Source organism: Bradyrhizobium sp. AUGA SZCCT0160, from assembly GCF_018130105.1.
Classification (GTDB): Bacteria; Pseudomonadota; Alphaproteobacteria; order Rhizobiales; family Xanthobacteraceae; genus Bradyrhizobium.
In genome coordinates this window covers 127,779-139,513 of the sequence record NZ_JAFCMD010000010.1, presented here as the reverse complement: position 1 = coordinate 139,513, position 11,735 = coordinate 127,779, and the positions used below count along the sequence as shown (strand labels likewise).

The window sequence follows — 11,735 nt, the reverse complement described above, 5'->3', positions numbered from 1 at the left end:
TTCCCATCACCACCATCCGCGGGGACGACCCTGCTCTATCTGGAGGGTTTGTCATGGCTTGGGCTGTGTTGTTCACCGCGGGTCTCCTCGAAATCGGCTGGGCAATCGGCCTCAAATACACCGAAGGCTTTACGCGGCTGGTGCCGTCGGTCCTGACGCTGGCGGCCATGGCCGCGAGTATCCTGCTGCTTGGACTGGCGTTGAAGACGCTGCCGATCGGAACCGCCTATGCGGTCTGGACCGGAATCGGCGCCGTGGGCACGGCCATCCTTGGCATCGCCCTGTTCGGTGAACCTGCGACCGCAGCCCGCCTGGCCAGCATCGGGTTGATCGTTGCCGGTATTGTCGGCCTGAAGCTGGTCACCTGACGAGAGCCCGTTCCGATGCGCTCTAGCGCAGCAGCACGACCGCCCAATAGGTCAGTGCCGCCACGATTCCCGAGGCCGGGATGGTGATGACCCAGGCGTAGAGGATCGAACTCGCCACGTTCCAGCGCACCGCCGAGACCCGGCGCGCTGCGCCGACGCCGACGATCGAGCCAGTGATGGTGTGGGTGGTGGAGACGGGAACCCCGAGATAGGTCGCCATGAATAGAGTCGCGGCCCCGCCGGTTTCGGCGCAAAAGCCCTGCATCGGAGTCAATTTGGTGATCCGCAGGCCCATGGTGCGGACGATCCGCCAGCCCCCCATCAAGGTGCCGAGCCCCATGGCCGCTTGGCAGGAGATCACCACCCAGAACGGGATTGCAAAGTCGGAGCCAAGGTGGCCCTGCGAATAGAGCAGCACCGCGATGATGCCCATGGTCTTCTGTGCATCGTTGCCGCCGTGGCCCAGCGAATAAAGCGACGCCGATACGAATTGCAGAATACGGAATGCGCGATCGACCGCGAACGGCGTCGAGCGCACCGAGAGCCACGACACGATGGCGACCAGCACCAGCGCCAGCAGGAAGCCAACCAGCGGCGAAAGCACGATCGCCAGCAGCGTCTTGGACAGGCCGCTCCAGACCGCGGCCGAAATCCCGGCCTTTGCCATCCCGGCGCCGACCAGCCCGCCGATCAGCGCGTGCGAGCTGGACGATGGAATGCCGAGCCCCCAGGTGATCAGGTTCCAGGCGATGGCGCCGACCAGCGCCGCGAAGATCACGGTGGCATCGACGATATCGGGTTCGATAATTCCCTTGCCGATCGTATTGGCGACGTGCAGCCCGAAGAAGAGGAAGGCGATGAAATTGAAGAAAGCCGCCCAGAGCACCGCATATTGCGGGCGCAGCACGCGGGTCGACACGATCGTGGCGATCGAATTGGCGGCGTCATGCAGCCCATTGAGAAAGTCGAACAGCAACGCGACCGCGATCAGGAAGATCAGAATCGGAAGACCAAGCGAGGCGTCCACTGCGCGTCCCTGCCCTATACCTGTTCGATCACGATTGAATTGATCTCGTTGGCGACGTCATCGAAACGATCGGACACTTTTTCAAGATGCTTGTAGATCTCGGCGCCCACGATGAAATCCATGGTGTTGGCGTCGCGATGCTTGAGAAACAGTTCTTTCAACCCGATGTCGTGGAGGTCGTCGATGCGACCCTCCAGCTTGCCGATCTCCTCGGTGATCGCGGTCAGCATCGCGACGTTGTCGCCGATCGACTGCATCAGCGGCAATGCGCGCCCGACGAGATTGGCGCACTCGACAATCAGCGTCCCGATCTCGCGCATCGGCGGCTCGAAAGTTCGGACCTCGAACAACACCACTGCCTTGGCGGTCTGCTGCATCTGATCGATGGCATCGTCCATCGAGGTGATCAGGTTTTTGATATCGCCGCGGTCGAACGGGGTGATGAAGGTGCGCCGGACCGCGGTCAGGACCTCGCGGGTGATGTTGTCGGCGTCGTTTTCGAACTGACTGACGCGCTGGCAAAACACCGGCGTCTCGTCGCCGCCGCGCAGCATGTCCTGCAGCGCCAGCGCCCCCTGCACGACGGTCTGGGAGTGACGGGCAAAGAGGTCGAAAAACCGCTCTTCCTTGGGCAGGAAATAGCGAAACCAGCGCAACATCGGTCTTATCCATCGTTCTGGAACGGCTGCCCGGGGCGGCCTGTCACAAAACTGTCATAGACCATTCACAGGCAAAGCGCGCGACGACGGACCCCGGAATAGTGGTCATCCACCGCTTTGTAGGCCGTTAAAATGCGCCCAAACGGGTAATTTACAGCGACCGGCGGAAGAAATGCGCGATCTCGCCGATCACGCCGCGGCGGAAAGTCAGCACGCAGGCGACGAAGATGACGCCTTGGATCACCGTCACCCACTGGCCGAAACCGGCCAGATATTGCTGCATGGCAATGATCACGAATGCGCCGACCACGGGACCGAACACGGTTCCGAGACCGCCGACCAGCGTCATCAGCACGATTTCGCCCGACATCGTCCAGTGCACGTCGGTGAGCGAGGCGTTCTGCGCCACGAACACCTTTAGGGAGCCAGCGAAACCGGCGATCGTTCCGGACAGGATGAAGGCCAGCAGTTTGTAGTGATCGGTCTTGTAGCCCAGCGAGATCGCGCGCGGTTCGTTTTCGCGGATCGCCTTCAAAACCTCGCCGAACGGCGAGTTGATGGTGCGATAGATCAAGAGGAAACCGCCAAGGAACCCGACGAGGATGACGTAATACAGCACCGTCGGCTTGGCGAGATTGAAGATGCCGAACAGATAGCCCTGCGGGATGCCCTGGATGCCGTCCTCACCATGGGTGAACGGCGTCTGCAGGTAGATGAAATACAGCAGCTGCGACAGCGCCAGCGTGATCATCGAGAAGTAGATGCCCTGACGGCGAATGGCGACGACGCCGGTAATGACGCCGAGCCCGGCGGCACCGAGGGTGCCGACCAGAATTCCAAGCTCCGGCGACAGCCCCCAGACCTTCAGCGCATGCGCGGTGAAGTAACCGGCCGTGCCCAGAAACATCGCGTGGCCGAACGACAAAAGCCCGCCATAGCCGATCAGGAGGTTGAACGCGCAGGCCAGCAGCGCAAAGCACAGCGCCTGCATCACGAAGAACGGATAGATCCCGGTCAGCGGCACGATCGCCAGCAGCGCTGCCATCAGCACGAATACGATCATCTCGTCGCGCACGGCACGCGGTGACACCGGCAGTGTATCGTCAGTCAATGCGCTCATATCAGGCCGCCCGTCCGGTCAGACCCGTTGGCTTCACCAGCAACACCAGCACCATCAGGACGAAAACCACGGTGTTTGAAGCTTCGGGATAGAAATATTTGGTCAGTCCTTCGATCACGCCGAGCGAAAAGCCGGTGATGATCGATCCCATGATGGAGCCCATGCCGCCGATCACCACCACCGCGAACACGACGATGATCAGGTCGGCGCCCATCAGCGGCCGGACCTGGTTGATCGGGGCGGACAGGACGCCGGCCAGCGCCGCAAGACCGACGCCGAGCCCGTAGGTCAGCGTGATCATCCTGGGCACGTTGATGCCGAACGCGCGCACCAGCGTCGGATTTTCGGTCGCGGCGCGCAGATTGGCGCCAAGCCGCGTCTTTTCGATCAGGTACCAGGTAGCAAGGCAAACGATGAGCGAGAACACGACTACCCAGCCGCGGTAGATCGGCAGGAACATGAAGCCGAGGTTCATCCCGCCCTTCAGTTCATCGGGGATCGCATAGGGAAGGCCCGAGGAGCCGAAATAATTCTGGAACACGCCCTGCACGATCAGCGCGATGCCGAACGTCAGCAACAGTCCGTAGAGATGGTCGAGGCCTGAAAGCCACTGCAGCATGGTCCGTTCCAGGATCATGCCGAAGATGCCGACCACGATCGGCGCGATGATCAGCGCCGGCCAGTATCCGATGCCCGCCAGGTTGAGCAGGAAATAGGCGCAGAACGCCCCCATCATATAGAGCGCGCCATGGGCGAAATTGATGATGTTGAGCATGCCGAAGATGACGGCCAGCCCGAGACTGAGCAGCGCGTAGAACGAGCCGTTGATCAATCCCACCAAAAGCTGCGCGTAGAGAGCTTGCATCGGTTTCGCACTCGATTTCGTGGTGACGTTATTTCGCGTCGTGACGCGAAGGTGTCGCGTGGTGACGCGAACGGAAGCCCGCCGGCACGGTGCCGGCGGGCGATCTTCGTTACTTCTTTACCAGCGGACAGGCGCTTTCCGAAAGCGGCCGGAAGGCCTGGTCGCCAGGGGTGGTCCCGATCAGCTTGTAATAGTCCCACGGTCCCTTGGATTCGGACGGCTTCTTGACCTCGAACAGATAGGCCGGATGAAGCTTGCGACCGTCGGCGCGGATCGTCCCCTTGCCGAACAGCGGGTCCTCGGTCGGCGCCGCCTTCATTTTCTCAACGACCTTGATGCCGTCATGCGGATTGCCGCCCATCGCGTCGAGCGTCTTGAAGTAGTGGATCAGACCGGAATAGACGCCGGCCTGCACCATGGACGGCATCGCCTTGTTCTTCATGCGCTCGGAGAAGCGCTTGGAAAACGCGCGGGTGTCGTCGTTCAGATCCCAATAGAAGGTTTCCGTGAAGCTCAGGCCCTGCGCCACCTTCAGGCCGAGCGAGTGAACGTCGGTGATGAACAGCAGGAGACCAGCCAGCTTCTGGCCGCCAGAGACGATGCCGAATTCCGACGCCTGCTTGATGGTGTTGGTGGTGTCGCCGCCGGCATTGGCCATGCCGACGATCTTGGCTTTGGAAGCCTGCGCCTGCAGCAGGAACGAGGAGAAGTCCGACGAATTCAGCGGATGTCTGACGGTGCCGATAACCTTGCCGCCCGATTTAGTCACGACCGCAGCGGTGTCGCGTTCCAGCGCGTGGCCGAACGCGTAATCCGCGGTCAGGAAGTACCAGGTGTCGCCACCGGCCTTCACCAGCGCCTGCCCGGTGCTGTTCGCCAGCATGTAGGTGTCGTAAACCCAGTGAATCGTGTTCGGCGAGCACTGGGCGTTGGTGAGATCCGACGTCGCCGCGCCGGTATTGATCATAACGGCGTTCTTTTCCTTCACCAGATTGTTGACCGCCAGCGCAACGCCGGAGTTCAGCACGTCCATGAAGATGTCGACCTTCTCGACGTCGATCCATTGGCGCGCGATGGTCGTGGCGATGTCGGGCTTGTTCTGGTGGTCGGCCGAAATCACATCGATCTTCCAGCCCTTGGCGGCAAGCCCGGAATCCTCGATCGCCATCTGGGCGGCGAGCGTGGAGCCGGCGCCGCCGAGGTCGGAATAAAGACCGGAATTGTCGGTGAGGACACCGATCTTGATGTTCTTGTCCTGCGCCAACGCGCCGCTCGCGGCGAGTGTCAGCGCGGTGCCGAAAAGCAGTGCCGAAATTTTCTGTTTCATATTTTCTCCCTGAATTTTGTTTGCCGAACTATACCGATCAGACGCCAAGATAAGTGTGGAGCTTGTCCATATTGGCCTGCAGTTCCGAATTCGCGAACCCGTCGATGACCTTGCCGTGCTCGACGATGTAATAGCGATCCGCGACCGTCGCGGCGAAGCGGAAATTCTGCTCGACCAGCAGGATGGTAAAACCTTCCGACTTCAGCCGCGCGATGGTGTGCCCGATTTGCTGGATGATGACCGGTGCCAGACCTTCGGTCGGCTCGTCCAGCATCAAGAACCGCGCACCGGTACGCAGGATTCTGGCGATCGCGAGCATCTGCTGCTCGCCGCCCGAAAGCTTGGTGCCCTGGCTGTTGAGCCGTTCCTTCAGATTCGGAAACAGCTCGAAGATCTGATCGAGCGAAAGGCCGCCCGGGCGCACGATCGGCGGCAGCAGCAGGTTTTCGCGCACGTCGAGGCTTGCGAAAATGCCGCGCTCCTCCGGGCAGAAGGCGACGCCCATCCGCGCGATCTTGTCGGACGAGGTGCGCGTGATGTCTTCATTGTTGAAGCGGATAGAACCGGTGCGCTTGCCGATGATCCCCATCACCGATTTCAACGTGGTGGTTTTGCCGGCGCCGTTGCGTCCGAGCAGCGTCACCACCTCGCCGGCGTTCACGTTGAAATTGATGCCGTGAAGGATGTGTGATTCGCCATACCAGGCCTCCAGGTTCTGAACCGAGAGAACCGGAGCGCCGGTCGTCTTTGCAGGGGCTTCCGCCATCTTTACCTCAGCCATGACCGGCCCCCAGATAGGCTTCCTTGACGCGCTCGTCCTTGGACAGATCGGCATAATTGCCTTCCGCCAGCACCTGACCGCGCGTCAATACCGTGATGATATCGGAAAGGTTCGCCACCACGGAGAGATTGTGTTCGACCATCAGGATCGTGTGTTTCGCCGAGATGCTCTTGATCAGCGCCGCGATCTTGTCGATGTCCTCGTGGCCCATGCCGGCCATCGGTTCGTCGAGCAACATCATCTCCGGATCGAGCGCCAGCGTCGTTGCGATTTCGAGCGCGCGCTTGCGCCCATAGGGCATCTCGACCGCCGGTGTCGTGGCGAATTCGCTCAGGCCGACGTCGTTCAACAGCTCATGGGCACGATTGTTGAAGCGATCGAGCACGCTCTTGGAGCGCCAGAAATCGAATGAAGAGCCGTGCTGGCGCTGCAACGCGACCCGAACATTCTCCAGCGCCGTGAGGTGCGGAAACACCGCCGAAATCTGGAACGAACGCACCAGCCCGAGGCGTGCCACGTCGGCCGGCGCCATCGCAGTGATGTCCTTCCCCTTGTACAGAATCTGGCCCGCCGAGGGCTTCAGAAACTTGGTCAAGAGGTTGAAGCACGTCGTCTTGCCGGCGCCGTTCGGCCCGATCAACGCATGAATACTGCCGCGACGCACCTTGAGAGCAACGTCGCGAACGGCGAAGAAACCCGCGAATTCCTTGGTCAATCCGTGGGTTTCGAGAATGAACTCATCGGCCAAACAAACTTCCCCCATCAGCCCGCTGCGAAATCCCCTCGCGCGCGGCCAATTTTTCCCTTGTCGGGCAGGCTCTCCCGGACGCCTTGGAAACCGTCCCGGACCTGCCGCCTCCGGGCGGAATATGCCGTCAACGGCACGGATTAGGCAAGGCGGAAAGCTTGGCTAGGCCAAAGCATTAGTGCCGGTTCCAAATCCGCCCTTAGTCGAATTGCATAGCCTGCGCGAATGGCAGGGTGCCGGAGCGTCTTCCCGCCATACCCGCGCACCGGAAAGCCGCCGTTAACGGTGTTTTGCTGCAATCGGGCCTTTTCATAGAATATTACCGCCCGGAGCAGATCATCTCGCGATTTAGTCAGGCAGGGATCGCGGCCGTGGATTTCGCAAGCGCCGACCCATCAATCGTCAAATCGATCAGGCAGCGCGATTTGCTGAACACCTGGCTGCGGCTTTTTGCCCGCGAGCATTCGCTGCCGCCTGTGGATCAGTATCGGCCGGAACGGCTGGAGGATGAACTTCCCGACCTCGTCTTCTTGGACGTCGATACCAGTACGCCGCTGCCCCGCCTCACGATCCAGAGCGACGGCACGCGGATGTCGAGCGCCTATGGCCATACCGGCAAGGGCCGCTATCTGGACGAGTATCTTGGCGCAAGGCTCGCACCGATCGTGATGCCGGTCTATTACGAATGCATCGCCCGCCGCCTGCCCGCCTACACCATCGCCAATATCGATGACGTCTACGGACGTATCGTCGCCTATGAGCGGCTGCTGCTGCCGTTCTCCGACGGCGGCAACGTCACCCACATCATCGCATCGCTCAAGACCATCAGCGAGGATGGCGGTTTCGAGATCAGGAATCTGATGCGCGGAAGCGACAAGCTGCCGGTGCCCAAGCTTCGTACCATCATCGACCGCGACCTTTTCCATCGCGCGCCCGGCCGCATTCCGTCCGGCGACGTGCTCGAATTCGGCTAGGGCAATGGAATTCGAAAGTGCCGATCCATCGGTCGTGAGGTCGATCAAGCAGCGCGAGCTCCTGAACGCGTGGCTGCGCGCCGCAACCAGGCACCGGCCGCTTCCCCTTATCGATGATTTCCAACCCAACCGCGTCGGCAACGAACTGGCCGACATGATGACCCTTGACGTGGTCGGCCACGGCGACGACGCTCGCTTCCTGATCACCCAGGCGGGCACCACACTAAGCGCCACCTACGGCAGCGATCGCTTCGAGCCGGCTAAGCCGGCCAATCGCTATCTGGACAACGCGATCGGGCCGGAACGATATGCCCGCGTGGTTGCCCTTTATCGCGCCTGCCTGAAGCACAAGCGGCCGGCCTATTCGATTTCAACGGTCCAGGACGCCGACAACAAGGACGTGTCCTATGAGCGGCTGCTGCTGCCGTTCGGTCGTGGCGATGGGGTCGAACACATCGTCGGCTCCTACAAGAGCATCAGTATCGAGGGCGGCTTCAAGATCAAGAATCTGATGGGTCTCAAGCCGAAGGCCGTGCCCGTGATCCTGGTCCGGGCGATCATCGATCGCGATTTCGTGCCGAGCACCGCAAGCCGGCAGCTGTCCGACGACGTCATCGAACTGGGCTAGGCTTCTAACTCGACTAGGCCTTGCGCTTGTCCTTCGACGCCACTTCCTTGGCGTAAATATCCGGCTTGAACCCGACCAGCAATTTGCCGCCGAGATCGAGCACGGGCCGCTTGATCATCGACGGCTGCGCCAGCATCAGCGCCAGCGCCTTGCGCTCGTTCAACCCTTCTTTGTCACTATCCGGCAGCTTGCGGAAGGTCGTGCCGGCGCGGTTGAGCAGGGTTTCCCAACCAAGTTCATCGGACCATTGCTTGAGCTTGTCCTTGGCGATGCCCGCAGACTTGTAGTCGTGAAAATCGTAAGCGACGCCGTGGCTGTCGAGCCAGGTGCGGGCCTTCTTCATGGTGTCGCAGTTCTTGATGCCGTAGATGGTGATGGGCATTTCAACACATTCCAGATTTGGCGCCATTCGCTGCTGGCGAGGCGTCCGCAGGTTTCTATACAATGCAGATCAGCGAATCCATCATAGACTGACGTGTCACCCGCAGGTGAGGCCCCGCATGGAATTCACCCTTTTGTTTCTGGCAGCAAGCATCGTCATGCTGGTTGCCTGGCACGGTTCACGCGCCCTTGCGCTCGGCCTGTACGCGGCCGCCATGATCGCCTGCGTCGCGACCTATCTGCACCATGCGACCGATACGCTGAAACTGTCGTTCTGAGCCGCCCATGACCCAGACCCGCGCCATCACCCTGAATGCGCTCAGCCTCTACGCCGTCGCGCTGGTGCTGGCGGCGGCATTTGCGGCGCAGCTCCTGCTGCATGAATTGCCCTGCCCGCTGTGCCTGCTGCAACGCATCCTGTTCGCGATGCTGGCGATCGGCCCGATCCTGAACATCCGCTTCGGGCCCCGCCCAAGCCACTATGCGCTGTCGCTATTGGCAGCGGTTGCCGGCGCGGTCGCCTCGACGCGGCAGGTGCTGCTGCACATCATGCCGGGAGACCCGGGCTACGGTTCGGCCTTGCTCGGCTATCACTATTACACGTGGGCCCTGATCGGCTTCATCGCCGCCATCGTCCTGCTCGCGGCGGTGCTGCTGTTCGACCGGCAGTTCGAAGATGATGGCGGTGCATTGCCGCCGACCGGCGGCCTGTTCGCGCAGGCCGCCGTATGGCTCGTGATCGCGCTGACGGCGGCGAACGTGGCGACGACGCTCTTGGAATGCGGCTTTGGGGCATGCGCCGATAACCCGGTTGTATATGAATTGCTCAAACGGGGAGTGTAGCGGTTTGCCGAACTTGAAGCAGAATCGCCGCCATCAGGATCAGTTCTTGGCGTAAGACTCCAGGTACTCAGCTGATGGTGGAATCGGCGTGATCACATCGATCAATACGCCGTTGGGATCTTCAGTGATGAAGTGCCGCTGACCGAAGGGCTCATCGCGGAGCGGAAGCAGGATAGGCAGCCCAGCTGCACGAAGCCTGCCATATACCTCGTCGACGTCTTGAACTTCAAAATTGATCAGAACACCGCGCGCAGAGCCGCGCGCTTTCGCGGGGATCGTGTCGTGATCGCCTGCCAGGATCGCGAGGGCAACGTTCTCTTGCACTTTCGATTGCAGATGGACGTACCAGTCCGCCTCGAACGCCGGCTCGAAATCAAAGTGGGTTCGATAAAATGCCGAGGTCGCGGCGACATTGTCGACCATCAGTACCGGATAATAGCTCGTGATCTGCATCCTTGTTCTCCGCTGCTAAAAAACATACAATCTGCATGCAAACAGAAACATACAGGCTGCATGTATGCAAGTGATAAAAGGACGCAGGAGCAACGTCGACCGCAGCGCGACCACTCGTGGGAGAGTGCTTGAAGCGGCCAAAACACTTTTTATCGCAAAGGGATATGCGGCCACCGGAACGCCCGAGATTGCCACGCAAGCGGGAGTGACCCGGGGGGCGCTCTACCATCATTTCGAGGACAAAAGGGCACTCTATCTCGCCCTGGTCGAGGCTGAGTCCGCCGCTGTTGCCGCCGAGATCGAGGACGCTGCTTCGCCTGCAGACGCTCCGATGCACATGCTCCATACAGGCGCTTCAGCGTACTTGCGCGCGATGCAGAAGGAAGGACGAACTCGTCTGATCCTAATCGAGGCGCCCGCCGTTCTGGGTTTCGAAACCGTGGATGCCATCGATGCCAAACATGGCCGCCGAACTTTGTTGAATGGTCTGGAAGCGGCGATGCGCCCCTCGCCTGAAATCTCGCTCGTCGCCGTGGCCAATATCCTATCTGCGGCCTTCGACCGGGCGGCTATCGCCATCGCTGCAGGCGGTAACTTTTCCGACTACGACATGGCGCTGAAGCAACTGATGGATGGCCTTGTCGCCGAGAGATTGACTTTGACCGGCCATCGGCCCGCGTGAAAGGCATTTCACTCGAAGGCTGTTGAGCGATGTTAACCGCCCGCTTTTGGAAAGCGCGTTGCGAAACATCCAGTTGCTTACGGCCGCTTCGGAATATTCAGGCCGCGCTCCACGGCAGGCCGCGCGAGGCCGCGCTCCAGCCATGCCGGCACGTGTTTAAAACTATCGAACGCGACGAGTTCACGCGCACCATAGAAACCGATCAGGTTGCGCACCCAGCCGAGCATCGAAAGATCGGCAATGGTATATTCATCGTCCATCACCCACTGCCGGCCGCCCAGATGGGTCTCGAGCACGTCGAGCAGGCGCTTGGACTCCGCGACATAGCGCTCGAGCGGCCGCTTGTCGGGAAACTCCTTGCCGGCGAATTTGTGGAAGAAGCCGACCTGGCCGAACATCGGCCCGATCCCGCCCATCTGAAAATGCACCCACTGAATGGTCTGCCAGCGTCGCGCGGCATCCACCGGCAGCAGCTTGCCGGTCTTCTCGGCGAGGTATTGCAGGATCGCGCCGGACTCGAACAGGCCGAGCGGCTTGCCGCCGGGTCCATCGGGATCGAGGATCGCGGGTATCTTGCCATTCGGATTCAGCGACAGGAATTCCGGCGTCTTCTGGTCGTCCTTGCCAAAGTCGACGAGATGCACTTCGTAAGGCAGCCCGATCTCTTCTAGCATGATCGAGATCTTGACGCCGTTCGGTGTCGGGAGCGAATAGAGCTGAAGGCGGTCGGGATGTTTTGCTGGCCAACGTTTTGTAATTGGGAAGGCGGAAAGATCGGACATTGAAACTCGTTCTTTTCGTGGTTGTTGTTGCGGCGGTAATGTACGAACGTTGCCACGCATAACAAGGGGCGGCATCGCCAATGACGGATCATGCAAC

16 protein-coding genes are annotated in these 11,735 nt (G+C 60.7%); 6 read left to right on the top strand and 10 right to left on the bottom strand.

Annotated features, from left to right (window positions below):
• Window positions 1–53: 53 nt before the first annotated feature.
• Complete coding sequence (gene sugE, locus JQ558_RS18070) at window positions 54–368, top strand: quaternary ammonium compound efflux SMR transporter SugE (RefSeq protein WP_212207950.1); 315 nt, start codon at window positions 54–56, stop codon at window positions 366–368.
• Window positions 369–390: 22 nt separating this feature from the next.
• Here the strand turns inward: sugE and JQ558_RS18065 are convergent, their stop codons facing one another.
• The 7 genes from JQ558_RS18065 to JQ558_RS18035 form a co-directional block, all read right to left on the bottom strand.
• Window positions 391–1,395, bottom strand: a complete 1,005-nt coding sequence (locus JQ558_RS18065; protein WP_212207949.1) for an inorganic phosphate transporter — start codon at window positions 1,393–1,395, stop codon at window positions 391–393.
• Between the two features lie 14 nt (window positions 1,396–1,409).
• Entirely contained in the window at window positions 1,410–2,054 is a 645-nt protein-coding gene (locus JQ558_RS18060) for a DUF47 domain-containing protein (protein WP_212207948.1), read from the bottom strand.
• Between the two features lie 151 nt (window positions 2,055–2,205).
• Window positions 2,206–3,174 carry a branched-chain amino acid ABC transporter permease gene (locus JQ558_RS18055; protein WP_192739603.1) on the bottom strand — a complete coding sequence of 323 codons (969 nt, stop codon included), beginning with the start codon at window positions 3,172–3,174 and terminating at the stop codon, window positions 2,206–2,208.
• A 1-nt stretch (window position 3,175) separates the two neighbouring features.
• A complete protein-coding gene (locus JQ558_RS18050) occupies window positions 3,176–4,039 on the bottom strand; it encodes a branched-chain amino acid ABC transporter permease (protein WP_192739604.1) in 864 nt (287 codons plus the stop codon).
• A gap of 109 nt (window positions 4,040–4,148) precedes the next feature.
• On the bottom strand, window positions 4,149–5,366 hold the full coding sequence (locus tag JQ558_RS18045) for an ABC transporter substrate-binding protein (RefSeq protein WP_212207947.1): 1,218 nt from the start codon (window positions 5,364–5,366) through the stop codon (window positions 4,149–4,151).
• 37 nt (window positions 5,367–5,403) lie between these two features.
• A complete protein-coding gene (locus tag JQ558_RS18040; protein ID WP_212207946.1) occupies window positions 5,404–6,147 on the bottom strand; it encodes an ABC transporter ATP-binding protein in 744 nt (247 codons plus the stop codon).
• On the bottom strand, window positions 6,140–6,895 hold the full coding sequence (locus tag JQ558_RS18035) for an ABC transporter ATP-binding protein (protein WP_212207945.1): 756 nt from the start codon (window positions 6,893–6,895) through the stop codon (window positions 6,140–6,142). The genes JQ558_RS18040 and JQ558_RS18035 overlap by 8 nt, the downstream gene beginning before the upstream one ends.
• 371 nt (window positions 6,896–7,266) lie before the next feature.
• Here JQ558_RS18035 and JQ558_RS18030 point away from each other — a divergent pair, with 371 nt between their 5' ends.
• Together JQ558_RS18030 and JQ558_RS18025 are read left to right on the top strand one after the other, a co-directional pair.
• Window positions 7,267–7,869 carry a hypothetical protein gene (locus JQ558_RS18030; protein WP_212294441.1) on the top strand — a complete coding sequence of 201 codons (603 nt, stop codon included), beginning with the start codon at window positions 7,267–7,269 and terminating at the stop codon, window positions 7,867–7,869.
• 4 nt (window positions 7,870–7,873) lie between these two features.
• Complete coding sequence (locus tag JQ558_RS18025) at window positions 7,874–8,497, top strand: PAS domain-containing protein (RefSeq protein ID WP_212207943.1); 624 nt, start codon at window positions 7,874–7,876, stop codon at window positions 8,495–8,497.
• Between the two features lie 13 nt (window positions 8,498–8,510).
• Here the strand turns inward: JQ558_RS18025 and JQ558_RS18020 are convergent, their stop codons facing one another.
• Entirely contained in the window at window positions 8,511–8,879 is a 369-nt protein-coding gene (locus JQ558_RS18020) for an ArsC family reductase (RefSeq protein WP_212294440.1), read from the bottom strand.
• Window positions 8,880–8,997: 118 nt separating this feature from the next.
• On the opposite strand from JQ558_RS18020, the gene JQ558_RS18015 reads away from it, so the two are divergent.
• Both JQ558_RS18015 and JQ558_RS18010 read left to right on the top strand, forming a co-directional pair.
• Window positions 8,998–9,156 carry a DUF5993 family protein gene (locus JQ558_RS18015; RefSeq protein ID WP_212294439.1) on the top strand — a complete coding sequence of 53 codons (159 nt, stop codon included), beginning with the start codon at window positions 8,998–9,000 and terminating at the stop codon, window positions 9,154–9,156.
• Between the two features lie 7 nt (window positions 9,157–9,163).
• Complete coding sequence (locus tag JQ558_RS18010) at window positions 9,164–9,721, top strand: disulfide bond formation protein B (protein WP_212294438.1); 558 nt, start codon at window positions 9,164–9,166, stop codon at window positions 9,719–9,721.
• 39 nt (window positions 9,722–9,760) lie between these two features.
• On the opposite strand, the gene JQ558_RS18005 is transcribed toward JQ558_RS18010, so the two are convergent.
• On the bottom strand, window positions 9,761–10,174 hold the full coding sequence (locus tag JQ558_RS18005; protein ID WP_212207939.1) for a VOC family protein: 414 nt from the start codon (window positions 10,172–10,174) through the stop codon (window positions 9,761–9,763).
• Window positions 10,175–10,238: 64 nt separating this feature from the next.
• Here JQ558_RS18005 and JQ558_RS18000 point away from each other — a divergent pair, with 64 nt between their 5' ends.
• On the top strand, window positions 10,239–10,856 hold the full coding sequence (locus JQ558_RS18000; RefSeq protein ID WP_212272538.1) for a TetR/AcrR family transcriptional regulator: 618 nt from the start codon (window positions 10,239–10,241) through the stop codon (window positions 10,854–10,856).
• Between the two features lie 77 nt (window positions 10,857–10,933).
• On the opposite strand, the gene JQ558_RS17995 is transcribed toward JQ558_RS18000, so the two are convergent.
• Window positions 10,934–11,638, bottom strand: a complete 705-nt coding sequence (locus JQ558_RS17995; protein WP_212294437.1) for a glutathione S-transferase N-terminal domain-containing protein — start codon at window positions 11,636–11,638, stop codon at window positions 10,934–10,936.
• Between the last annotated feature and the right edge of the window lie 97 nt (window positions 11,639–11,735).